Origin of the sequence: Paraburkholderia dipogonis (assembly GCF_046027395.1) — a bacterium.
Classification (GTDB): domain Bacteria; phylum Pseudomonadota; class Gammaproteobacteria; order Burkholderiales; family Burkholderiaceae; genus Paraburkholderia; species Paraburkholderia dipogonis_A.
Genome location: NZ_JAQQEG010000050.1, coordinates 38,189 through 62,513 on the forward strand (window position 1 = coordinate 38,189; position 24,325 = coordinate 62,513).

The 24,325-nt window shown below is 61.2% G+C and carries 21 protein-coding genes; 14 read left to right on the forward strand and 7 right to left on the reverse strand.

From position 1 onward, the window contains the following. Position 1: 1 nt before the first annotated feature. Together PQR32_RS36125 and ilvD are read left to right on the forward strand one after the other, a co-directional pair. Entirely contained in the window at positions 2-1,009 is a 1,008-nt protein-coding gene (locus PQR32_RS36125; protein ID WP_408238874.1) for a DUF1571 domain-containing protein, read from the forward strand. A 272-nt stretch (positions 1,010-1,281) separates the two neighbouring features. Continuing rightward, the gene (gene ilvD / locus PQR32_RS36130; RefSeq protein WP_408238877.1) at positions 1,282-3,144 is read left to right on the forward strand and encodes a dihydroxy-acid dehydratase; all 1,863 of its coding nucleotides are present in this window, start codon (positions 1,282-1,284) and stop codon (positions 3,142-3,144) included. 120 nt (positions 3,145-3,264) lie between these two features. On the opposite strand, the gene PQR32_RS36135 is transcribed toward ilvD, so the two are convergent. Then, positions 3,265-3,828, reverse strand: coding sequence for a hypothetical protein (locus tag PQR32_RS36135; protein ID WP_408238880.1), 564 nt, complete (start codon positions 3,826-3,828; stop codon positions 3,265-3,267). Between the two features lie 458 nt (positions 3,829-4,286). Here PQR32_RS36135 and PQR32_RS36140 point away from each other — a divergent pair, with 458 nt between their 5' ends. From PQR32_RS36140 to PQR32_RS36175, 8 genes are all read left to right on the forward strand, one after another. Further along, a complete protein-coding gene (locus PQR32_RS36140; RefSeq protein ID WP_408238883.1) occupies positions 4,287-5,306 on the forward strand; it encodes a helix-turn-helix transcriptional regulator in 1,020 nt (339 codons plus the stop codon). 36 nt (positions 5,307-5,342) lie between these two features. Beyond that, entirely contained in the window at positions 5,343-6,974 is a 1,632-nt protein-coding gene (locus PQR32_RS36145) for a nuclease-related domain-containing DEAD/DEAH box helicase (protein WP_408238886.1), read from the forward strand. 212 nt (positions 6,975-7,186) lie between these two features. Next, entirely contained in the window at positions 7,187-7,459 is a 273-nt protein-coding gene (locus PQR32_RS36150; protein ID WP_408238889.1) for a hypothetical protein, read from the forward strand. 124 nt (positions 7,460-7,583) lie between these two features. Then, the gene (locus tag PQR32_RS36155) at positions 7,584-8,534 is read left to right on the forward strand and encodes an ATP-binding protein (RefSeq protein WP_408238892.1); all 951 of its coding nucleotides are present in this window, start codon (positions 7,584-7,586) and stop codon (positions 8,532-8,534) included. 20 nt (positions 8,535-8,554) lie between these two features. Continuing rightward, a complete protein-coding gene (locus PQR32_RS36160; RefSeq protein ID WP_408238895.1) occupies positions 8,555-9,829 on the forward strand; it encodes a hypothetical protein in 1,275 nt (424 codons plus the stop codon). Next, on the forward strand, positions 9,829-11,436 hold the full coding sequence (locus PQR32_RS36165) for a hypothetical protein (RefSeq protein WP_408238898.1): 1,608 nt from the start codon (positions 9,829-9,831) through the stop codon (positions 11,434-11,436). Before PQR32_RS36160 ends, PQR32_RS36165 begins: the two co-directional genes overlap by 1 nt. Positions 11,437-11,457: 21 nt before the next feature. Further along, positions 11,458-12,090 carry an OmpA/MotB family protein gene (locus tag PQR32_RS36170; RefSeq protein ID WP_408238901.1) on the forward strand — a complete coding sequence of 211 codons (633 nt, stop codon included), beginning with the start codon at positions 11,458-11,460 and terminating at the stop codon, positions 12,088-12,090. 134 nt (positions 12,091-12,224) lie between these two features. Then, complete coding sequence (locus tag PQR32_RS36175; RefSeq protein ID WP_408238904.1) at positions 12,225-13,340, forward strand: YcjF family protein; 1,116 nt, start codon at positions 12,225-12,227, stop codon at positions 13,338-13,340. Positions 13,341-13,397: 57 nt separating this feature from the next. On the opposite strand, the gene PQR32_RS36180 is transcribed toward PQR32_RS36175, so the two are convergent. Then, positions 13,398-14,603 carry a tyrosine-type recombinase/integrase gene (locus tag PQR32_RS36180; RefSeq protein ID WP_408238907.1) on the reverse strand — a complete coding sequence of 402 codons (1,206 nt, stop codon included), beginning with the start codon at positions 14,601-14,603 and terminating at the stop codon, positions 13,398-13,400. Between the two features lie 166 nt (positions 14,604-14,769). Between PQR32_RS36180 and PQR32_RS36185 the strand changes: the two genes are divergently transcribed. From PQR32_RS36185 to PQR32_RS36195, 3 genes are all read left to right on the forward strand, one after another. Continuing rightward, positions 14,770-15,834, forward strand: coding sequence for a DNA-binding protein (locus PQR32_RS36185; protein WP_408238910.1), 1,065 nt, complete (start codon positions 14,770-14,772; stop codon positions 15,832-15,834). 180 nt (positions 15,835-16,014) lie between these two features. Next, positions 16,015-17,850 carry a thiamine pyrophosphate-requiring protein gene (locus PQR32_RS36190; RefSeq protein ID WP_408238913.1) on the forward strand — a complete coding sequence of 612 codons (1,836 nt, stop codon included), beginning with the start codon at positions 16,015-16,017 and terminating at the stop codon, positions 17,848-17,850. Between the two features lie 80 nt (positions 17,851-17,930). Next, the gene (locus PQR32_RS36195) at positions 17,931-18,149 is read left to right on the forward strand and encodes a hypothetical protein (protein WP_408238916.1); all 219 of its coding nucleotides are present in this window, start codon (positions 17,931-17,933) and stop codon (positions 18,147-18,149) included. A gap of 62 nt (positions 18,150-18,211) precedes the next feature. Here the strand turns inward: PQR32_RS36195 and PQR32_RS36200 are convergent, their stop codons facing one another. From PQR32_RS36200 to coxB, 5 genes are all read right to left on the reverse strand, one after another. After that, a complete protein-coding gene (locus PQR32_RS36200) occupies positions 18,212-19,519 on the reverse strand; it encodes a c-type cytochrome (RefSeq protein ID WP_408238919.1) in 1,308 nt (435 codons plus the stop codon). Between the two features lie 89 nt (positions 19,520-19,608). Beyond that, complete coding sequence (locus PQR32_RS36205) at positions 19,609-20,052, reverse strand: hypothetical protein (RefSeq protein ID WP_408238922.1); 444 nt, start codon at positions 20,050-20,052, stop codon at positions 19,609-19,611. Next, positions 20,037-20,681, reverse strand: coding sequence for a cytochrome c oxidase subunit 3 (locus tag PQR32_RS36210; protein ID WP_408238925.1), 645 nt, complete (start codon positions 20,679-20,681; stop codon positions 20,037-20,039). Before PQR32_RS36210 ends, PQR32_RS36205 begins: the two co-directional genes overlap by 16 nt. A gap of 1 nt (position 20,682) precedes the next feature. After that, positions 20,683-22,716: a cytochrome c oxidase subunit I gene (gene ctaD, locus PQR32_RS36215; RefSeq protein ID WP_408238928.1), complete on the reverse strand. Its 2,034-nt coding sequence runs from the start codon at positions 22,714-22,716 to the stop codon at positions 20,683-20,685. Positions 22,717-22,748: 32 nt separating this feature from the next. Next, positions 22,749-23,789 carry a cytochrome c oxidase subunit II gene (coxB, locus tag PQR32_RS36220; RefSeq protein ID WP_408238942.1) on the reverse strand — a complete coding sequence of 347 codons (1,041 nt, stop codon included), beginning with the start codon at positions 23,787-23,789 and terminating at the stop codon, positions 22,749-22,751. A gap of 183 nt (positions 23,790-23,972) precedes the next feature. On the opposite strand from coxB, the gene PQR32_RS36225 reads away from it, so the two are divergent. Beyond that, positions 23,973-24,325 (forward strand): Gfo/Idh/MocA family protein (locus PQR32_RS36225; RefSeq protein WP_408238931.1); only part of this gene is annotated, 353 nt, incomplete at its 3' end.

The window sequence follows — 24,325 nt, forward strand, 5'->3', positions numbered from 1 at the left end:
CATGACGTTTTGCGGATTTGGCATCTCCAATCATCCGGTACGCCGGCGCATGCTGCCTGCCGCGGGATGGCGGACAATCGCGCGGACGTTGCTGAATGGGCTCGCATTGACGTGCCTGATGGTCTCGATGGGCGCGTTCGCCCAATCGACCAGCCCGATTGCGCCGGCTTCATCCGGCACGGCGGCGGAATGCACGGATGCTGCCACGTCGGATACCGTGAATGCGGACATCGACCAGTTCCGGTGTCTCACGGCTCGCGAACAGGCAGCCTCATTGCGCACGCGGATCGAAAACCACTCGATTCTGTCCCTGACCGACGATCAGATCTTTGCCCTGATGGACGCGATGAAGCCTGAGGCCTTCGTCGAGTACGCGAAGTCCGACATGATTGCCGAAGACGCCTACGAATACAGCATGTTCCGTCAGGAGCGCATATCCGGAAGATGGCCGGAGCGCCCCGACCACATGCTTATCCGATACCAGCACAGCCCTCGAAAAGTCTACGCAAAATGGCTGCCTGATGGCGCCCATGCGGGACAGGAGATCCTCTACGACGAGACCACGGACCCGAACAGCATGTTCGGCCATCTGGGCGGCCGGCTGCGTGTCGTGTCGGGCAAGGTCGCCGTCGACGGCCCGTTCGCGCACGCCCAGTCCCGCCATAGCGTCCGGGATCTCGGCTTGCAGTTCATCGCGCGCACCGTCGAGCACGATGCGCGCAGCTTTCGTGAAGAGGGCCTCAGCGAAAAGCCGAGCCGCATCGAACTCATGAACGCGCACGGCACGCGATTGCTTGCGTGGACATGGACCGCTCCGTCAGGACCGCCCGCGCATTACGCGCCGCGCGTCAGACTGCTGTTCGATCTTCAGCACACCTGGCCCTGTGGCGAAGCCGCGTGGGACGAACAGGGCGGCATGCTGGAGTTGATCCGCTTCGAAGACGTCGTGCCTCGTCAGTGGAGCGATTCCATTTTCGATCGTGGTAACCCTGAATACGGTTTCCGCTGATGCGCGCCGCCCCGCGGAACGTTCACGCAACCGCCGCTTCCTCACCTTCACCGACCTTTCATTAATATCTTTTCCGACTTAATTGCACCGGAAAAATATATTGGACGTCTTAAGCGTCCTCTCGCACTATTCGTACCTTCCCAGCCGCACGCGCACGCGCGCGCCATTGCGAGCCACCTGCGGCAATCGCCGCGCCGGTCGCCGTCCGCAACGGTGCATGGCCGGCATGGGCACAATTCTAATGTCGACGACCCCAATACCTGAGGATACAGATGCCTGACTATCGATCGAAAACTTCGACCCATGGCCGCAACATGGCCGGCGCCCGCGCCTTGTGGCGCGCCACCGGAATGAAGGACGGTGATTTCGGCAAGCCCATTATTGCGGTGGTGAACTCGTTCACGCAGTTCGTGCCGGGCCATGTGCATCTGCGCGACTTGGGCGCGCTGGTCGCGAAGGAAATCGAAGCGGCCGGCGGCGTCGCCAAGGAATTCAACACCATCGCGGTGGACGACGGCATCGCCATGGGTCACGGCGGCATGCTGTATTCGCTGCCGTCGCGCGAACTGATCGCCGACTCGGTGGAGTACATGGTCAACGCGCACTGTGCCGACGCCATGGTCTGCATCTCCAATTGCGACAAGATCACCCCGGGCATGCTGATGGCCGCCATGCGCCTGAACATCCCCGTCGTGTTCGTCTCCGGCGGTCCGATGGAAGCGGGCAAGGTCAAATCGCCGACGGACGGCCAGGTGATCGCCAAGATCGACCTGATCGACGCGATGATCAAGGCGGCCGACCCGAAGATCAGCGACGCTGAAGTGGCCGAGGTCGAGCGCAGCGCCTGCCCGACGTGCGGCTCGTGCTCCGGCATGTTCACCGCGAACTCGATGAACTGCCTGACCGAAGCGATCGGCCTCGCGTTGCCCGGCAACGGCACGATCGTCGCCACGCATGCATGGCGCAAGGGCTTGTTCGAGCAGGCCGGCCGCCTGGTGGTGGACCTGTGCCGCCGCTACTATCAGGAAGAAGACGTGTCGGTCCTGCCGCGCAGCATCGCGAGCAAGCAGGCATTCGAGAACGCCATGACGCTCGACGTGGCCATGGGCGGTTCGACCAATACCGTGCTGCACCTGCTGGCCGCGGCGCAGGAGGCCGGCGTCGATTTCACGATGTCCGACATCGATCGCATCTCGCGCAAGGTGCCGTGCCTGTGCAAGGCGGCGCCCGCCACCGACAAATACCATATCGAAGACGTGCATCGTGCCGGCGGCATCCTCGGCATTCTCGGCGAACTGGCCCGCGCGGAACTGCTCGACCTGTCGTGCGGCAACGTGCATAGCGGCACGCTGGGCAACGCCATCGCCAGGTGGGACGTCGCTGGCGGCGCGGGCGAAGAAGCGCAGAAATTCTTCCGCGCGGCCCCGGGCGGCATTCCGACCACGGTTGCGTTCAGCCAGGAAGCCACGTTCGCGTCGCTGGATACCGACCGCAAAACCGGCTGCATCCGCAGCAAGCAGAACGCGTATTCGAAAGATGGCGGTCTCGCCGTGCTTTACGGCAACCTCGCGGACAAAGGTTGTATCGTCAAGACCGCGGGTGTCGACGAATCGCAATGGATCTTCTCCGGACGCGCGCGCGTCTTCGAGAGCCAGGACGACGCCGTCGAAGCCATTCTGGGCGACAAGGTCGTGGCGGGCGACGTGGTCGTGATCCGTTACGAAGGTCCCAAGGGCGGCCCCGGCATGCAGGAAATGCTTTATCCCACGTCGTATCTGAAGTCCAAGGGATTGGGTAAGACCTGCGCGCTGTTTACCGATGGCCGCTTCTCGGGCGGTTCGTCGGGGCTGGTGATCGGGCATGCATCGCCGGAAGCCGCCGAAGGCGGCACGATCGGCCTGGTGGAAGAGGGCGATGTGATCGAGATCGACATTCCCAAGCGCAAGATGCACCTGGCGGTGTCGGGCGAAGAATTGGCACGCCGTCGCGAAGCCATGGAGGCACGCGGCGATAAGGCCTGGCTCCCGGTGAATCGTGAACGCGTGGTGTCGCAAGCGTTGCAGGCCTACGCCGCGCTGGCGACGTCGGCCGACCGTGGCGCGGTGCGGGATCTCTCGCAGCTTAAGCGCAAGTGACGTGGGACGGCTCTGGCGCTCGCCGTAGGGCGCCCAGGGCCGAAGGGATCGGTAGGCGCAGGAGTGCCTACCGGTCGCTGCGCAGCCAGCGCGCGGCTGCATGCCGCAACCCCGCCGCCATCAGAGCGGCGCAAGGCGCCGCGGGACAACGCGAACCGCGCTACCGTACTGACGCACGCGCTCACCCATGAGTCGTGGAATGATGACGGCGTGAGCCAGTGTGTGAAGCGCTGCTTCGACGGGACGGGTTCCGGCCATCGCCCAGAGGCCGGATCGGACAGCCGGCAAGCGGCTCTCATCGCCGGTAAACAACGCCGCTTCAATGCGCGACATATTTGCCGAAGCTCGAATGGCCTCATTTGCCCCTACGCTGTTCCAGCAGAAGGATCCCAGCGCTCGAGACGAAGACTTGACCAGATGGATGATCATGCCGGCGCCGTCGCCATCCCGATGGCGAGCGATCTCCCAGGAGAGCAGGCCGTCGAGTACCGGCAGACCGGCGAGCCACGCTTCGACCTCGGCCTCGGCAAAGCCCCACAAGCGCAGGCCGACGCGCAACGCCGCGCCGTCGGAGCGTAGCGGCCGATTGCCACGACGTCCGCTGATTTCGAGCGCATTGGAACCCAGGTTTCGCATACTGTCGTACTCCTCGCTGTTCAATAGGTTGAGAGTGTGGCGGGCCATGGAGTCAAATCGTGTCCCGATCGATCCGCAATTTTTTGCTTTACCCACGAAAGCATTCGATCCTCGTTACGTTTTGAAAATGGTCCATGACGTTTGAGGCGTGATCTGTCAGGACGCGCTCGAAGAACGCTTGCTGGCGCGAGATTGCGTGGGTGTGGTCGCAAGGTGTTTGCGCAAGAGCTTCGCGAGTTGTCCGCCGCTGCCTGTTTGAATTACGTCGATGCAGGCGGCGCGACACCCTCCGCGGCTGTGCTTTCGGACAATCGTTGTCCCATCCAGCTTCTCAATTCGTTCGTCATATCGAGACACTTTTTGTCCCGATGAAGTGGTAGCGGGGCGAGGCATGACGTGCGATGCCTCACCCGAAATCTGTGTTTGATGCATTCACTTAAGATTTGCCGCGCTCCGCCGTTAACATCTATGTCGTGAAGCCTATAACTAATCGAAAGTTCTTCCGCATGGACATTCTTGACAGCAAGATCATTAGCGTATTGCCCAATGCCGACTCGAGCGCCGAGTATCTCAGCACACCCGCTGTCCACAAGAAGCTGGAGATCATCGAGTCTGACGCGCCTGTTATAAAAACGGTGCAGCGGCGGCTGGAGAAGCTGCAGCTCGAAGGCTTCGTCGAAATGGAGAAGCGCGGCGCTGCGTGGTACTGGCGTAAAGGAGCGGGTGCGGGTGGCATGGCGGGGAAATCCGGCGCGATCATGACGCGCGAGGAGGCGCTCGCCCTGCACATGCTGCGCAGCTTCACGTCGCGGCAGATCCCGACGCTCGTCGCAGAGGCGCTGTCCGACCTGTTCAAGGTCGCGGAAAAGCGGCTCGAGGTCGCGGTGACCGAGGACGAGCGTCGTTACAGCCGATGGGCGGACAAAGTCGCAGTAGAAAACAGCGGATTCGCGCTGCGTTATCCGGCGATCGATGCCGAGATCTTCGCCATCGTGTCCCAGGCGTTGTTTCACGAACGCAAACTGGAAATCGTCTATCGTCCGCGCTCCAATGTGACGAATGACAAGTGCAAGGTCATCTTGCCACTCGGTCTGGTCGAAGTAGGCGGCCTCGTCTACCTGATCGGCGGCACCGAAGGCCGTCCTAGTCCGACCATGTACCGGCTGGATCGTCTGGGGAGCGCGAAGATGATGCTGGAATCATTCACGTATCCCCGTTCCTTCAGGCTCGACGACTATGTGAAGCAGCAGAGGCAATTCGATTTCATGGTCGAAGGCGAAGTGACGCTCAAGCTGCGGTTCCTGAACGGCGCCGGCGATCACCTTCTCGAGTCGCCTTTCGCGGCGGACCAGGATGCCCGGCAGAGCGGCAATGGGCTCGAAGTGCGGGGCACTGTGTTGCTGAGCCAGCGCTTGCGCTGGTGGCTGCGCTCCTTTGGGCCTTTCGTCGAAGTGATCGGGCCGGCGAGTCTGCGCGCTGAGTTTGCCCAGGAAGCGCTTGCGCTTGCGGAGATCTACCGGGGCTAAGCCCCGGCGACATGCATCGTCTGCCTATTCAATAATATGGCTCGAATATTTCCCGACGGCTGGGACACCCTGCGCCTGAGCGGAGGGGCGCGGCGCGAAGTCGAAACGCTTGCACTGCTCAAGGCCACACTTGCCGATACGTACACGGTGTATCACGGCGTGCACTGGACCAAGCTGCGCAGCGGGTTCGCGGTGTTCGGCGAGGCGGACTTCATTGTTGTCAGCCCCTCGGGACGACTCACGGTGATCGAGCAGAAATCAGGCTTGCTCGAGGAGACAGAAAACGGTCTGGTAAAAACGTACGCCGCCAAACCGAAAAATGTCGCGGCGCAGATTTCACGCACTGTCGCCGGCTTGCATAGCCGTCTGACGGCGGCGTTTGGTTCGAACACTTACCGGATTGAAGAACTGCTTTACTGTCCGGATTATCAGGTTCGCAACCGCGCAATCGCGGGCGTGAATCCGTCCAGAATTGTCGACGCTTCGCAGCGAGACAAACTGGCCGGGATCATCGAAGCGATGATGCCGGAAGACGAGGTACCTCTGCCGAGCCGTGACCAGATTCACGGATTTCTGGCGAACGAGTTGTCGCTTGTTCCCGACGCGGGCGCCATGATCGGGCAAGCCGCGAAGCTCGTCACGCGCGTGTCGGATGGGCTGGCCAGCTGGGCGCGCTGCATCGAATTTCAGCCGTTTCGGCTACGCGTAGTCGGCACCGCCGGTTCAGGCAAGACGCAGCTCGCCATCCGCGTGCTGGAAGACGCGGCGAGAATGCGGCTTCGTGCCCTCTACGTCTGCTACAACCGTCCCCTTGCCGATCACGTTCGGCGAATTGCGCCGCAAGGCGTCACGACGATGTCGTTTCATCAATTGTGCGAAGCCGTCGCGACGAGGGCGGGCGTGAAGGTCGACTTCAATGACGCGCGCGCGTTCGGCTCGCTCGAGCAGGCGTTCCTGAGCGGCAAGACAAGCGAAGATCTGCAGTTCGACGTGATCATAGTCGACGAAGGCCAGGACTTTATTCAGGCGTGGGTCGAGCCGCTCGAGCGGTTGCTGAAGGCCGGCGGTCGCTGGTGGTGGCTCGAAGACCCGATGCAAAACCTCTACAGGCGCGAGGCTATCGTGCTGCCCGGGTGGGTGGAGGTCCGCGCCACGTCCAACTATCGAAGCCCGCGCGATATCGTGCGCTTCCTCGGGCAACTCACCAGCACGCCGACAGCGATTGAAGCGGCAAGCCCATTCGACGGGTCGGATATCGGCGTGATTTCTTACCCGGGAGCGAGCGCGCTACAGGCAACCCGCGACGCGTTAGCAGAAGTGCTGGCGCTAGGGTTTCGCCCGCAGGACATTGCCGTGCTGACTTTCCAGGGAAGAGAGAAGTCGGTATTCCCCGTGCTCGATCAACTTGGCAAGCATCGTCTGCGAAGCTTTACGGGCAATTACGATGCAGCGGGCACGCCGCTCTATCGTGACGGAGAGATCCTGTTCGATTCGGTATTTCGCTTCAAAGGTCAATGCGCGCCTTGCGTCATTCTGACTGAAATAGATTTTGAAGTTCTGGATGAGGTTGCGCTGAGGCGGCTATTCGTTGGCGTAACGCGAGCCACGATGAAGTTGATGCTGGTCATGTCGGAAAGGGCGGCGGGTGAGGTGATGGGGAGGCTTTGAGATATGGCGATGTCTTGAATGTTCGAGACATATTTTGTCTCATCGCCTCGATAGCATCCGGTCATAAGTCGCACGTAAACATCGGTGTCAAGTTTGTTCCGGGTTTGCCGATATTAGCGTGAAGTAAGCACTCGGAGAGTTGAATCGGTCAGGGCGCGACGCCTGCGTCGTACTTTCTCCATTCGAAATCTCCGGAAGAACAGAGAACAAAGATGAGGCTCGTAATTGGCGGGGTTGTGTTTTTGTTTCTTCTCGGCGCGGTGGGGAATTCGTTGAATTCTCCGCAGTGGCGTGAATGGCGGGCCTATATGGGGCTATTCCTGATCGCGTTGCTGGTCGCTGTTATGGGGTGGGTTGTCGATCTGGTTTTACCAGGAGCTTCAGATACTTTTCTCCTCGTCGCGAAGTGGATTGCAGTGGTATCCGCCGGATTAATCTGTCTCAGGATGATTGTCGGCGTGTGCAAGACATTCTTTATCAAATAACACAATCGGTACCTCTGCTGTGGGCGGGACACGCAATGTCCAATAGAGCAGTGCCGTCGTCACGCAGTCGATTCCGCATCACAATCTTTGGCGCAGCGCGCCTTAATGGCATCAAGAGGATCCTTTGAGCAATCTGGATGTGCCTGAAGAACAGGCCGTGTCGAAGCGGCGCCAAGCTGTCACGGATGAGGGTGCGAAATTCGAGAGTCGTCCGCCCCGCTTTGAACTGGGTCGTGACGTTATTCTGCCCGACAGCACACGCGTTCAACTCGAAGAGTGTATTGCGAAGATCGATTTTCATCGACAAATCTATATCGACTGGGGTTTTGGCGCAGTCGATCCGATGGGCCACAGTACGATCCTGAATTTCTACGGGCCGCCTGGAACCGGCAAGACGCTGGCGGCTGAAGCGTTTGCCGGAACGCTTTGCATGCCGATCGTGTCCATCAGTATTGCGGAGCTCGAAAGCAAATACATGGGTGAGACCGGGAAGAATCTTCAAGCCGCATTCCGTACCGCGTACGAAATGGATGCCGTGCTGTTCTTCGACGAGGCCGACACCTTGCTCGGCAAGCGCCTGTCGTCCGTCACACAAGGCATTGACAATGAAGTCAATGCGATGCGCTCAACCTTGCTGATTGAACTTGAACGTTTCGACGGTATCGCGATCTTCGCGACCAACTTCGCCAGGAACTACGACGAGGCGTTTCGCAGCCGGATCACGCACCATGTGCGCTTCGACCTGCCGGATGAGAAAGCGCGCGCAGGCATCTGGCAGCGCATGCTGGTCGAAGGCATTCCGCTGGAAGGCGAGCGCCAATCTTTGGTCGATGCCGCGAGCCGGCAATCCGATGGTCTGTCCGGGCGCGACATTCGCACCTGCATGCGTCTTGCGCTCCCCAAAGCGCTCGTCGCCGCGCGAACGACGGGTGCCGCGCCGCGATTGCAGATCGAACACATCGAGTCTGCCATCGCGGAAGTCGTCAGCGCGAGGCATGAGGTTGGCAGTGCAACCGGCCGCTCGGAAAGCACCTCCGTTCTTGGGGCCAAGCGGCTTCTCGGCATCGAATCCTGAAAATAAAAGAGAGAAATGATATGGGCTGGCTTTCAGATTTTGTTTCATCGGCGGTGAGTACGGTTTCCTCAGTCGTTAGCGCGGTCGTCTCCGGGGTGAAGGCGGTGGTGCAGAAAGGTAAGGAAATCGCGGCCAAGGTAGTAGGCGTCATGGCAAACGAAGCCGAGGCGATTGTTGGCAAAGTGAAGCGCGTGTGGCAGACCGTCAAGCCGTGGCTGGCGACAACCAGTATCGTGATGAAAGCGGCTGCTACGGCGACGAGGGCTTATCCGTGGCTGAGCGGCGCGCTGAGCGCATGTAGTCGCGCTCTCGATGCGCTGGTTGCTTTTGATAAGAGCGCACTTGCCGCGCGTCTCGACGCAGCCATTGCCTGGGCGATTGAAAAGGCGAAGAAGCTGCAGGCGCAATACCTGACCGACGAGGAAGTCGCGGAGGCTCAGAAGCACAAGCGCGCCACCCATGAAGCCGCCAAGGCCGTCGATGAATCGGAACGCCACGCGATTCAGGTCGCCGGCTTCCTGATTGAATCGATGCGTGTGCGGCGCCAGATTCACGATCTGCTGCAGGCCGACAGCATTCCGGGTTTCGAGCACTATTTGCGGTTGAGAGCCGCGCAAAAGCTGCTGCAGAACGCGGAGCAGGTGCTTCAGTCGGCGCGTTCGGTTGAAGCCATTTCCGCGGACGATCTGTTCCTCGTCAAGGTCGGCGCCGAATTGCTGGCGGATCTCCCAAGCCTTTCGGACGCAGACGCGGAACGTCTGGATGCCATTGTGGAAGTCCGCTTCGGCAAGTCATTGCAGCCATTCGTTTTCGAAGAAATGATCATTGCGTGGGCGAGCGAATATCAGGTACGCGAGGCCCAGCAGAGCGCGCTCGAATCGCAACTCATCAATGAACATATCGAATACAAGCGGCTGCTTCGCAAGAAGAAGAGCGGTCGGCTCTCTGCCACGGAAGAGACAGAGGTCACGCAGCAAGGCGTCGAACTCGACCGGCGCATGGAAGAGATGAAGGCGGTGCAGACGGAAAACAGCGAATTCAAAATCTTCCTGCAGGCCGCCGAAGGATTTCTTCAGATCATGGAGAAAGACGAGGATGCCATCCTCCAGGAGGACATCCTGCATCTCGCCGAGAACAGCCCAGTCGTCGGGCAAATCATTATCGAGTGCCTGCAACACAACAAGCCATGGTCGACGCTCACTGACGACGAAAAGTCGCTCGTCGTCGGCTTTTCCAATATCTTCGAGGCGGCCAGCCGGGCTCGTGCGTCTCAACTGGTTGAGGTGGCCGTCTGATGTCGATTAACGAACTCCTGGCTTTCCTGCTGCCCGGCAATAATCTGGTTCAGTTGGTATTCGGATTGACCATGCTGGTGCTGACGGTGTGGTCGATTGCGGGTGTATTGATCTACGCGCGCCCGCAGACATGGGCACGGAAATGGCAGAACCACGCCGAATCCAACGCGTTTGAATTCGATGCCGATCACGGTTCGATCAACGAACTCTCGGAGGCTGTGGCCTCGCGCGCCGAGAAACTCGCCGACATGATGCCAGGGATCCTGTTGATCCTCGGACTGCTCGGCACGTTTTTAGGGCTTGGCGTCGCACTGAACGACGCCGCCGTGCTGCTCGCCCATCCGCCGGGCGACGGCGCTGCCACGGCCGACACCATGAGCGGTCTGACGCACATGATGAGCGGGCTCGGCACCAAGTTCAAGACATCGACGTGGGGCATCATTTCGTTTCTCGTGCTCAAGGCATTTTCAGCGCTGTGCCAGTACGACGAAAAACGTTTCCAATGGTGCGTGGACAAGTTCAACCAGACGCTCGCACTTAGCCGCACGACGCGCCGCGAGCAGGAAGAGAAGTATCAGGACCGCCTCGTCGGCGCCATTGAGGCGCTCGGCGAGCGTGTGATCGCGACCGTCGAAGAACAAAGCCGGCAGCAAGGCGCCGGTCAGGCAAAGATCCTGGCGTCACTCGCCGGCCTTGGCGAATCGTCGGCCGCGGCCGCGCGAAGCTCAGAGAACATGCAACGCCTGTTCGACGTGAATCTCGAAGCGCAACTGGCTGCGCTGCACTCAGTGGTGGATCACACGCAGAAAACGCGTAGCGCGCTCGAAGGGTTTATCGATGCGAACAGCGCCAACATCGAGGCGATGCGGGACGCCGGCGTGCGGATGTCTGACGGCGCGGACGGCGTTGCCGCTTCGGCGAAAGCGCTGCTTGAAGGGGTTGAAGGATTCAAGCGCGACGTTGCCAGCGTGCTCTCGACTATGCAAGAAGATCTCTCTGGCAACATTGCCGAGATGAACGCGAGCTTCCAGCAAAACATGAGCGGGATGACCGACAAACTCGCGACGGTCACAACCAGGATTAAAGACGCGGTGACAGCGCTCGATCAAAGCGTGTCCACTACCATGGCAGAAATCAGATCGACAATGGAGACCGCGAGCGAAAACCAGAACGATGCAATCCGTGAGTTCGAGGAATGCAGCACCGAGATTCAAAGGATTACCGGAAAGGTGCAAGTGGCGATTGAAAATGTGGCAGGCAGCATCAAGAACGGCTTGGCTTCAGTCGCTGACGCCGGGATGCGCATGCGCGATATTGCAGAGAGTTGCGTCGCGTTGGCCAGCCAGAACAAGGCCGCGATTGACAGTAATGCGGCACAAGCCGACATCATCAGGCAAGCCGCCAGCACGTTTTCAAGTGTGGCGACTGGCTTGGCCGAGCGCAAGAAAGACGAGCGCATGCTGAATGCAATCAACCGGCTTGTCGATATGCGCGCCGAGAGCCACGAGTCCAATCGTCATCGTCTCGAAGAGATCGTTGCATTGCTCGACGGGATCAAGGAGCAGACGAGCGCGGCCCCATCCATTCCCGAAGACTCGTTTCAGTGATCCCGCGCGATGACACAAGCGATGAAAGATAAGCCGAACGAGTGGGTGTCGATCGCCGACCTGATGGCGGGGACTTTGGCGGTGGTCATGCTGCTTCTCGTGGTCTCGATCCTGCAAAACCAGTTCGCGGCAATCAAGCATAAGGAAGAGGCGCAAAAGGGCGCGGCGGCGCAGAAGAAACGCGTCGAAGCCATTCTCGCGGATATCCGCCGCTCTTTCGATGCTCAGGGCGCCGCGGGTCTGGTCGCATTCGACCTGCAAGTTGGCAAGGTGACCTTGAAGGACAACGTATTCGCGCGCGGTAGCGCCTGCGTCACGCCGCAAGCAAAAGCGGCATTCGCCAGTGTCGAACCGGAAATCACGCGTTATCTGACCGAAGCGGGGGAAGGGCAGATCTACGTTGAAGGCTATACCGACAGCTTGCCCGTGGAGAGCCCAGTCACCGATTTCGCGCGTTTTTGCACGGTTTATGACGACAACTACACGCTCTCGGCTGCCCGCGCGCGCGAGGCGCGGCGTCTGCTGATTGGCGGCATGAATGCTGATGTAGCGAAGCGGGTAATCGTCGCCGGCTTTGGCGATTCGCATCCACTCGCGGGTGTGGACCCGGAAGATGCGAAAAATCGGCGCGTCGAAGTGAAGTTCATGCAGTAGGCGTAGCGGGCCGCGTCGGCTGCCGCATTCCAGCGGCACGACAGCTTGCGCTTCCAGTGCGGGCACGCTGGTCGATATGCGCTAACGCACAGACTGGCTTGCAGCAAGGTCAAACAACAATGGAGATTCATACAGTGAATGCGAGAACGGACAACGAGTTGCCGCACGAAGCTCTCAACGACGCCGTGGCGGAGGCGATCAAGGCGGCGACCCAGGGCGTGGGCAAAGTCAACGTGCTGATTGCGGGCAAAACCGGTGTGGGCAAGAGCACGCTGATCAATACGGTATTTCGTGGCCAATTGGCCGAAACCGGATCCGGCAGGCCCGTCACTCAAACGATGAGCGAAATCACGAAGCCGGGACATCCACTGACTATCCTTGACACGAAGGGACTCGAGGTGGCGGACTACAAGGCGACCCGCGCGGCATTGGATGAGCTGATCAGGGAGCGCTCGTCCGAGGAGGATCAGGACCGCCATATTCACGTGGCGTGGATCTGTATCAGCGCGAGTAGCAAACGGGTTGAAGACGCGGAAATCGATCTGTGCAAAATGCTAGTCGAGCATAAGATCCCGGTGGTCGTGGTTCTAACGAAAGCGCGCAAAGGCGATCCATTTATCGACCAAACGAGGGCGCTGATTCCGCAAGCCAAGGGTGTCGTGCCCGTTCGCGCGATCTCCGAATGGATCGAGGAACTGGAAGGGGAGTTGCCCGTGATGGGTCTCGATGCATTGATCGAGATAACGTCGGAACTGATTCCGGATGCCCAGCAACGCGCTTATGCCAGCGCTTTATCAACGCGCAACAAGAAGGCGCTCGACATAAAAAAGCGCCAGGCTGAGAACGAGGTCAACATCGCAGCCACTGCCGCCGCCGCGGCCGCCGCGATTCCCGTGCCGTTCTCAGATGCCTTCACACTAGTGCCCATCCAGATCGGCATGATCGCCAAAATCGGCATGACGTTCGGGATGCAGTTGAGTACGGCCACCGTTACCACGCTCGTCACATCGACGCTCGGTGCGTCGGCCGCAACCATGATCGGCCGCAGTGTCGTATCCGGTCTGCTCAAACTCGTACCCGGCGCGAATGTGGCCGGTGCCGTGATTGCCTCCACCACCGCAGCGGCGTTGACGAGGGCGTTGGGCACTGCATACATCGCCGTGCTTCACGACTTTTGCTCAACGCGTCCTGGTCAGGAACTGGACATTGAAATGATTGCGAAAGCCCTGAAGGAGCGTGTGCAGTTCTAATTTCGGAGACGCTCGCGCAACCGACGCGGCGCGCCCGCGTAACAGTCAAAATCAAGCTCATTTCCTCTCAGGCTTGGAATCGTCCCAGTTCATGCGGTGGCGATCGACTGTTTCGCGATGGCGCGCATCGTCTTCGGTATGGAGGTAAAGACTGGTCGTGTTGAGTGACACGTGGCCCAGGTTGTCACGGATCGTCCGCAGATCCACACCGCCGTCTGCTTGATGCGAACCCGCGGTATGTCGAAGCCAATGCGCCGAGGCTCTTTCCAGTTCATCCGCCCGATCGGAGAACTCGGCGCCTTTGGAGCGCAACCAACTGGCAGCATTGCCAAAAATGCTCTTGATCGCGTCGTGAATGGCAGAACGGGACAGACACCGGTTCCGGCCTCTGAATGGAAGGACCAACGGCGTTTCTTCGCTCCGGGTGGGCAGGGGCGCCAAACCATTTTCAGTTCGGTAAAGCCGCATTTCCTGAATCAGTTCAGGCGATGCGGGGACAATGCGCTCCTTGTTCCCCTTGCCGAGCGTTTCAAGCCACCACTGATCCTTGCCGTCAGCGCCTAGCCGGCGGGAAAAATCCCCCATTTTTCCGCCGGCGACTTCAGATATACGCATGCCCTGCAGATAGAAAAGCGTCGTCAGCCAGCGGCTACGGGCGTAATAGGCCCGCTCATCGGCAGTCTCGCGCGGCAGTTGCTCGACAAACACCTTCACTTCATCCCATAGCGACGTCGACAGATAGCGCGTCACTCGAGGCGCGGAACGTTTGGCGCGCTGCCGAAGCAGCGCCATGGGATTGCCCCGCAGATAACCGGCGTTGACCAGCCACGTGAACATCGCGTTCAGGATGATCAACGCCTGACGCTGGCTGGCCGGCGACAGCGGCCCATTGAACGGACGCCAGCGCTCGTCGCTGCGGGGAAATTTGCCGCCGGTGGCCGAAACCCAGCGAGCCGCCGGCTGTGGATCGACGAGAAACCCCTTGAACCGCAGCAGATCCTCGTGCGTCAGCGACGACAGTGGTTTGCCGAGTTGCACGACCGCCCAGAGCAGTAGCCGCTCGGCTTCCTTGCGGTAGTTGTCGAACGTCGTCTTCGTGTCCGCGTAGTTCGAAAGCCAGGCGCGGACGGCGTCCAGATCGTTGGTGGCCGACAGCTGTGAGCCACCGATTGCGCCACGGTTGGTGCCGTCACGACCGTCGAGAATTTCCGGAACGACGAGCGATTCGACGGGCTGAACGGTCACAAGTTGAGCATCAGGCACGGTTTAAGAGGTTCCAGAGGCAGAGGTTCTTTGCAAAAAGCGGCCGGTACACCATACACGACATTATAGTACTAATGTCGTGTAGTGTATAGGCAGAGATTGTACATTCAACGTTATACGTTGTATTATTAACACATTCGCTAAATTCAGATGCCTAGGGATCCCCATGCCTCTTGAAGCCGACATTGAAGCAGTGCGTGAACGCATCCCGGACACGCAGGAGCTTTATCGCGAGGTTTGCGCGCTGATGTTCTTCCGTTACGGAGAAACGCCGACAGCGAACAAGCTGTATCAACTGGTTCGCAAAGGCAGCATGAGCGCTCCGGCGAAAGCCTTGCGGGATTTCTGGACGGAAGTCAGGGACAAGACGCGGGTCGACGTCGGGCAACCAGATTTGCCGGCCGAAGTCGCAACCGCTGCCGGCGAATTGGCGGCGACGCTTTGGCGGCTGTCAGGTGACGCGGCAAACGCCGCGCTGGAAGTCTTCAGGCAGGACGCCCAGCGCGAAATTGCCGACGCACGTGAACATGCACAAGGGTTGGCTGCGGAACGCGACACTGCGATCGCCGCGGCCGAGCAGGCGTCCCGCGACGCGGCCGACGTCCGGATTGAAAACGCGAAGCTGCTCGCTCGCCTGGTCGAACTGGAAACCGCCAAAACCATGCTGACCGATCAGCTCGCGCAGTCCAGAAAGGAAAGCGCGGTCGCCTCGACGGCGTTGTCGGACGCCAGACGGGAATTCGCCGAGGAGTTGAGCAAGCTACGTGTCATGCACAATCAGAGCGAACAGCGGCTGGCCGCGACTGAAAAGCGGGCGCTCCTCGAGATCGACAGCGAGCGGACGGCGGCGCGCCAGACGCGCCAGGAACTACAGGCCGCTATCGATCGGATGGCCGAGGTCCAGGCCACACATCAGGCGGAGCGAGACCAGCTGCGGGATGCCCTCACTGCGGCGAAAACCCAGTTGGCGACGTCAATGACACGTTGCGCGAGCGTCGAAGGAGAACTGGCGTCACGGGAAATTGCGCTCGACGAACAAATAGCGGCGAGCGAACTCCTTCGCAAAAAGCTCGAAGCGCTATCTCGGCAACTGGTGGAAAGCGGGCGCCCTGCTGCTACGTCCTCACCCTCTCCTCGCCGCCCGTCATCAGCCAGGAGGCGCGGCGTGCGCCGCGATTTGAAGTTCACGGAAACCGCGGCGGTTCGCAGGTCAACCGCGGAAAACCGATGAAATAGCTGACGCAACGTGTCGCGTGCAGCGCCCGCGCACCGAACACCACCCTTGACGATTACAGCCTGCAATACCGCGGAACGGGACTTGCGACAGGCGAAGCAGGCATACGACGAACGGCGGGATGGCCCAGCCACATCCTCAACCGTCGCCGCTTCAATCGTTTTCAAGGAGAGAGTGATGTCCGACACCGTTGGCGACTTCATCATCGAACGGCTCCACGCCTGGGGCGTCCGCCACATCTACGGTTATCCGGGCGACGGCATCAATGGCGTCTTCGGGGCTCTCAACCGAGCCCAGGCCGAGTCCAGAAAACATCGCAAAGACAAAGAACCACCGGCCCCGATCGAATTCATCCAGGTCCGCCACGAGGAAATGGCCGCCTTCATGGCCACGGCTCACGCCAAATTTACCGGCGAACTCGGAGTGTGCATCGCCACTTCGGGACCCGGCGCCTCGCATCTGATTACCGGCCTCTACGATGCACGGATGGACCACATGCCGGTCCTCGCCATAGCCGGCCAGCAAGCTCGCGCGGCCCTCGGCGGCCACTATCAGCAGGAACTCGACCTCGTCTCGATGTTCAAGGACGTGGCGGGCGCCTTCGTCCAACAGGCCAGCGTTCCCGCCCAAGTGCGCCATCTGGTCGACCGCGCCGTGCGCATTGCGCTCTCCGAACGCAAGGTCACCGCTATCGTGCTGCCCAACGATCTGCAGGATCTGCCCTATGAAGCGCCCGGCCGCAAGCACGGCACGCTGCATTCGGGCGTGGGCTATCGCGCGCCGCGTCTCATGCCCTATCCCGACGATCTCCAGCAAGCCGCCGACGTCCTCAACGCCGGCAAGAAAGTCGCCATCCTCGTCGGCGCCGGCGCTTTACATGCCACCGATGAAGTCATCGCCGTCGCCGAAAAACTCGGTGCCGGTGTGGCCAAGGCGCTGCTCGGCAAAGCCGTCTTGCCCGACGATCTGCCTTGGGTCACCGGTTCGATCGGCCTGCTCGGCACCAAGCCGAGCTACGACCTGATGACCGAATGCGACACGCTGCTAATGATCGGTTCCGGCTTTCCTTATGCTGAATTCCTGCCGAAAGAAGGCGCGGCCCGCGGCGTGCAGATCGACCTCAAGGCGGACATGCTGAGCCTGCGTTATCCGATGGAAGTGAATCTGGTCGGCGATAGCGTCGAAACCTTGCGCGCGTTGCTGCCGCTGCTCGAAGAAAAGCGGGACCGTGCGTGGCGCAAGAAAATCGAAGGCTGGACCGCGGACTGGTGGAAGACCCTAGAGAAGCGCGCACACGAGCCCGGCAAGGATGCGGTCAATCCGCAGCGCACGGTGTGGGAGTTGTCCAAACGCATCCCCGCTAACTCCATCGTCACGAGCGATTCCGGATCGTGCGCGAACTGGTACGCACGCGACCTGAAGGTACAACGCGGCATGATGTGCTCGCTGTCCGGTGGACTCGCATCGATGGGCGCGGCCGTGCCGTACGCGATCGCCGCAAAGTTCGCCTACCCCGAACGGCCCGTGATCGCGTTGGTGGGCGACGGCGCGATGCAGATGAACAACATGGCGGAACTGATCACGGTCTCGAAGTACTGGAAAAACTGGGCCGATCCGCGCTGGATCTGCATGGTGCTGAACAACGGCGATCTCAACCAGGTCACATGGGAGCAGCGCGCGATGGAAGGCGATCCCAAGTTCGAGGCATCGCAGGATATTCCCTCGGTGCCCTATCACAAGTTTGCTGAATTGATCGGCCTGAAAGGCATCTATGTCGACGACGCCGAGCAGATGGGCGCGGCGTGGGACGAAGCCCTCGCTGCGAATTGCCCGGTGGTCATCGAAGTCAAGGCCGATCCGAATATCGCGCCCTTGCCGCCGCATATCACGCTCGCGCAGGCCAAGGCGTTTGCGTCGACGCTGATGAAGGGCGACCCGGACCAGGGCAACGTGATCGTCGAGACGGCCAAACAGGTGCTCGGCGCGGTACTGCCCGGCCATCACGACAAATAGAGCACGCGTCATGACGGCTCGGCCGGCATGCACGTTGGCGCATTCCGGCCGACGCCGCCGTCTTTTATGTGAGGCAAACCATGAAGCACACCACTCAACGGACCCCGGACGATGCCGCCGGACACGAAAGTCATCGCAAGCCCATTGCAGACGAAACAGCTACGCGCGACAAGTCATTGAAAGACACCGCTCAAAGCGCGCAGGACGCAAAGGAAAAGCGCCGGCATCCGACATCGGAGAACACGCTCGACTCGTCTCAGGACAAAAACCCGATTCCTCCTGATTCGGTGAAGAAGTGAGCCGCGCACGTGGATAAGCGGTCGCGCAAGCGCCGACGCCACATGCATGCCTTCCACAGCCATTATTTATGCAAGGCATGCCGCACCGCCGACACGTCATGGGTCGTGACCGGCTCGGCCGCGTTGCCCCACGTGTTGCGGATAAAAGTCAGAACGTGTGCGAGCTCGCTGTCGGTCAGCTTGTCCGCAAAGGCTGGCATCTTGCGCGACTCAGGGCCGCCGTCCGTGCTCGGACTGCCCCCGCCCTCCACGAGCAGACGAACCAACGAGGTCGTTTGCGGGGCGAGCACGGCCGGATTGCCCGCAAGGCGCGGATATTTTTGCGTGACACCCGCGCCGTCCGACTGATGGCAGCGCGCGCAATACGCTGCGTAGATACCGGCGCCGGGCCGTTCGACATCGCCAGTTTTCAGCGCCTGCACGCTCTGCAGCGCGCCGCGCGAGAGTGCATTGAAGTGGCCGCTCTGAGCGCGCGGCGGCAGGCTCTTCAGATACGTGGCGATGGCCGCGAGGTCGGCATCGTCAAGATACTGCGTGCTGTCTTCCACCACTTGGACCATGCTGCCGAACGTAACCAGGCCGCCGCCGTGGCCGTGTTTCAGGAAAGCGGCGATGTCCGCCGCGGAGCTTCGGCCCAAGCCTGAACCGGCGTCGGCCGTGAGGTTCGGCGCGAACCAGTGATCGTTGGTGCCGCCGGTCAGATAAAGCGGACTCGCCTCGGTGTAGCCCCGTTCCTCATAAGCCGGCCCGCGCGGCGTGTGGCACGCGCCGCAATGACCCAACGATTGCACGAGATACGCGCCGCGATTCCATTGCGCGTCGCGCCCTGCTTCCGGCTTGAAGCGGTCATCCGGCACGAACGCCCAGTCCCAGAACATGAGCGCCCAACGCTGGTTGAACGGGAACGGCAATCGAGTTGGCGGAGCGGGCGTGGCAACCGGCTGCACGCCATGCATGAAGTACGCGTAGAGCGCGTGCATGTCGTCATCGTCGATCTTCGCGAACGATGGGTACGGCATCGCCGGATAGAGCCGCTTGCCGCCCTGCGCTACACCGTCGCGCAACGCACGCGCGAAGTCGTCATAGCTATAGCGGCCTATACCCGCCTGCGGGTCCGGCGTGATGTTCGACGAATAGATGGTGCCGAACGGCGACGCCATGCCGAGACCGCCGGCGAACGGCGTCGCCGGAACCGGCGCCGCGCCGGGCTGCATAACGCGTGGCGCGGCCGTATGACAGCCCGCACAGTCGGCGGCCTTCGCGAGATAGGCACCGCGCGCGATCTGCGCGGCGTCGGCCGGCGTCGCGTTGCCGGGTGCGGAGTCGGCTGTGTAGCTGGATGCAAGCGTGCCGAGGGTCAAGACGAGCATCGCGGCGGCAATGCGGGAGCCGTGCCGAAGCCATCGCCCAAGCGAACCTTCGCGGCGTGGTGAAACGGATGGGTCAGGCGCGCGCATCGTCACCACCACTTGCACGGCGATACGAGCGCCAGGGCGATATCGGTTGCAATCAACGCGAAGAGAAACAGCGCACTGCACATCGCCGCGATACGTGTCACGAAAGCGTCGAGTCCGCTTCGCCTCTGGCTTGCGCCGCCCGAGGCGCCCTCCTTCGCCGCTTCGAGGCGGCGAACGTTTCGCCAGGCCGTCAGCGCGCCGAACACGCCGGCCGCGAGACATAGCGCGCTGATGGCGACGAGCGCCGGTCGCATCCACGGCAACGCCGGCGACGATAGTGGCTGATCGAATGGATAACAACTCTGCGCGGCCAGCGTCTCGGCGATGACCATCTGTGCCAACCATGCGCACGGCGCGACCAGCAGGCCGACCAGCACATGTCGCATCGACACGGCCGGCGCGGCGGACGGTTCGGCGCCCAGCGTCGGCTTCATGTTCCCGGCCATGACACATTCCGAAACAGGTAGGGTGTCAGATACAACGTGCTGAAAATGAACAACCACACGACGTCCACGAAATGCCAGTACAGGCCGCCGATGGTCAGCGCCGCACAGCGTTTCTCGTCGAAATAGCCCAGCGCGGTCCACAGCAGCAAAAACAGCAACACGACGATCCCGACCATGACGTGCGCCATATGGAATCCCGTGATGGTGAAATACAGCGAGCCATACAGATGCGTCGTCAGGCCGTACGGATGATCGTGCCACTCGAGCAGTTGAATGCTCACGAACACGATGCCGAGCAAGACGCCCGCCGCAATCGAGGCAACGGCCCATCGCAAGCGCCTGCGCCTCACACAGCGCTCGCACAGCCAGACGAACACGCTGCTCGACAACAGAATGATCGTGTTCGCGATGCCGAGACCGAGCTTCGGCAGGCCTTCAGGCGGCCAGCGCTGCGGACTTTGCGAGGCCAGATAGAGATATGAAAAGATCAGATAGCCGAACAACGCGCCTTCGGTTGCGATCAACGTGAGGCAGCCCCACCAGCCGCCCGAGCGCTCGCCCGCGCTGCCGATTGGCAAAGGCTCAGCCGGTTGGGCGGCGGTTTGACTCAAGTCCGCGGCGTCGCTCATGTCAGCCTCCCGCGTCCTGAACGGCGGCCGGTTCGCGCTGGATCAACGCACGTTCGGGCCACAGCCACACGATGATCGACACCGCACACCCCATCAGCATCGCACCGGCAAATGTCCATGCGCTCATCGCGAGTCCCGCGAATACCAGCGTCGCGAAGACCGCAAGCCAGAACGGCGCATATGAATCGCCCGGCATCTTCAGGATCACGTCGGGATTCGCTTCGAGCGCGGTCGTGCCGAGCGCCTCGCGGCCTTGCGCGAGTAGATAGCCTTCACGCAGTTGCGAGCGCGTGTGAAGCGTGACGCCCGGCTCCTCGATGCGGCCTTCCCATAGCGGATGACGGCTCGCCAGCGTCGGCACCACCGCGAAGTTGTACGGAGGTGGCGGCGAACTCATCGACCATTCGAGCGTGGGCGCGTCCCACGGGTTGTCGCCGGCCGGCTTGCCGCGCTTCAGGCTGACCAGCAGATCGATCATGAAGATCAACACACCCGCCGCGAACAGAAACGACCCCAGCGACGTAACGAGATTCACCGTGTTCCAGCCCATGTCGGCGGGATACGTATAGATACGCCGCGGCATGCCGAGCAGACCCGCGATATGCATCGGGAAGAAGGCAATATTGAAACCGGCGAACAGCACCCAGAAACCAAACTTGCCGAGCCGTTCGCTCATCATCCTGCCGGTGAATTTCGGAAACCAGAAATAGATGCCACCGATCACCGGAAACACGTTGATGCCGAGCAGCACGTAATGCAGATGCGCGACCACGAAGTACGTGTCGGTGAGCTGCCAGTCGAACGGCACGGCGGCGGTCATCACGCCGGACACGCCGCCCACCACGAACAGAAACACGAAGCCCGCGAAAAACAGGAAAGGCACGCGAAACACAGGCCGGCCCGTCCAGATCGTCGCGATCCACGCAAACGTAGCGACCGCGCTGGGAATTGCAATCACCATACTGGCCGCGCCGAAAAACGACAGCGCGAGCGCCGGAATCCCGGTCGCGAACATATGGTGAATCCACACGACGAATCCGATCACCATCGTCGCGACCGTCGAGAGCGCGACCGGCCCATAGCCGACCAGCGGACGGCGGCAAAACACCGGCAACGCGTCGGAGACAATGCCCATGGCCGGCAGCACGACCGCATAGACCCACGGATGCGCGAAGATCCAGAACAGGTGTTGCCAGAGCAGCGGACGTCCGCCGTTCAGCACGTCGAAGAAGTGCGTGCCGATGCGCCGGTCGAGCCACAACAGAAAGAACGCCAGGCTCACCGACGGCACCGCCAAAAGATTGCCGCCCGATGCCGTGAGCGTGCCCCACACCAGCACCGGCATCCGGTCTAGCGACATGCCGGGCGCGCGCATGCGTAGCAAGGTGACGACGAAGTTCATCGAGCCGACTGTCGTCGAGATGCCCAGCAGCACCATGCCGAGCGCGTAGACATCGATATTCGGACCGGTGCTGTACTCGAGCCCGGAGAGCGGCGCGTAGTTGAACCAGCCGGCATCCGGCGCCTGCCCCGTCGGAAAGCTCGCATACAGGAAGATGCCGGCAAACAGGAACACCCAGTACGAAAGCGCATTCAGACGCGGGAACGCCATGTCGCGGGACCCGAGCACCAGTGGCCACAAATAGTTCGAGAAGCCGGACAGCACCGGAAGCGCGTAGAGAAAGATCATCGTCACGCCGTGCATCGTGAAGAGCTGGTTGTACTGCTCGGGCGTGAGCACCGTCGCGTTGGGCCGCGCCAGTTGGATGCGCATGATGAGCGCTTCGATGCCGCCCATCAGCAGGAAGATGAACGCGGTCACCAGATAGCGCAGACCGATGGTTTTGTGATCGACCGTCGAGAGCCAGCCGCGCCAACCCGGCGGCGCTTCCCAGATCTCGCGCAGACGCTTTTCTTCGGCACTGCCGGGCGCGACGCGACCGTATTGCGGCGTGCGCGTGAGCGGCATTGCCGCACTGTCTGCCGCAGCTTGCCGTGCGCCTGGTGTCGAAGCGGGCCTCGCGTGGTCGGACATTGAAAGACGCTCCTTGATTGCCGGCTAAGATTTCAGTGCAGCGTGGCGAGATAGGCCGACAGCGCGGCCGCATCGTCGGCACTCAGCGCGATGCTGGGCATCAGCGCCTCGGGTTTGATCGACTGAGCGTGCTGAATCCAGTCGAGCACATGATCCGGCGTATTGGTCACCTCACCCGCCGCGATCATGCGACGCGAGTTCAGATGCGTGAGATCGGGCGCTTGCAGACCGTCCGCGTCCGTGCCGCGAATCGTGTGGCACCCGGCGCAACGCTCGGCGAACAGATGACGGCCCGCGGCGACGCTGCTGTCATTCGCGGATGTCGCCGCTTGCCCTTGCGCGCCGCGCCAGGCGTTGAAATCCGCCGGACCCTGCGCGACCACTTCGAAAGCCATGTGCGCATGTTGTGCGCCGCAGAACTGCGAGCATTGTCCGCGATAGATGCCTGCTCGATCGGCCTGGATCCATTGCTCGTTGGTTTGGCCGGGGATCGTCTGGGTTTTGCCCGCAAGTTGCGGCACCCAGAAAGCGTGCACGACGTCCGCGCTTTTCAACGCTATCTTCACTGGCTCGCCGACGGGAATGTGGATCTCGTTGGCCGTGCTGAAGTTGCGCGCCGGATCGGGATCGTCGGCGTAGTCGACTTTCCACCACCAGTCGTAGGCGGTCACGGTGATGGTCAGTTGAGGATGCGTCGCCGGTGAAGCAACCGATTCCAGCGTGATGAGGATGTAGACCAGCATCGCCAGCAAAGCCACCGACGACACGCCCGTGCCGATGTAGATCCAGCGCATGCCGCCGGCTTCGGCGTTGAGCGAATCGCTTGCTGCAGCGGGACGCTTGCGAATGATCGCGGCGATCAGCAATCCTGCAATGACGATTGTTACCGTGACCGAAATACCCGCCAGTGCCCAGCCTAAATGCATGGTCGGCGCGGTGGCCGGTCCCGCGGCGTGGAGGAAATAGTTGAGCGGCGCGATGGGACTGGCTTGAGCCCTCGTGGCCGACAGAGTCAAAGCGACGAAACGAGTGCCGACAAAAGCGCGTTGGGCAACAGCTGTCGTCAATCGCATCATCCATGTCTCCTCACGGCCCCCGCCGGCGGACCCGAAGTCGAAATATCGCGCACAAAAACCGCGCCAAAACGAGGACGCAGCAGCAAATATCGGGCCACGCCGCGACGGCGCCATCGTTCCCGATAGCCGATGCGAACCATTCACGAACCGGTTTGAATGTGCTGTCAACCATTTGCAAGGTTGCGTGAATTCATTGCCGGCAATTCGCAGAACGTCGGCGATCCGGCCCAGTGGCGTCTGAAGCGAGCGCTCGCGGGTGGTGGCCCGCTGCCGGACGTCGGCATCTATTGCCTGAATGCAGCGCGGTTTCTGAGCGGTGAAGAACCCTTCGAAGTCGTCGCCACGACCTGGCAACCCGGCGACGACCCGCGCTTCAAGGAAGTCGAGCAGTCCGTGCATTTCGTGCTGCGTTTTCCGAGTGGGCTGACGGCCACGTGTATGGCGAGCTACGCGAGCCACGAGTCGCGGTTTTTTCGCGTGGCGGGGGGGGCAGGGGGGGGGGGAATGAGTGCGGGGGGGGGGGGCAACCGCGT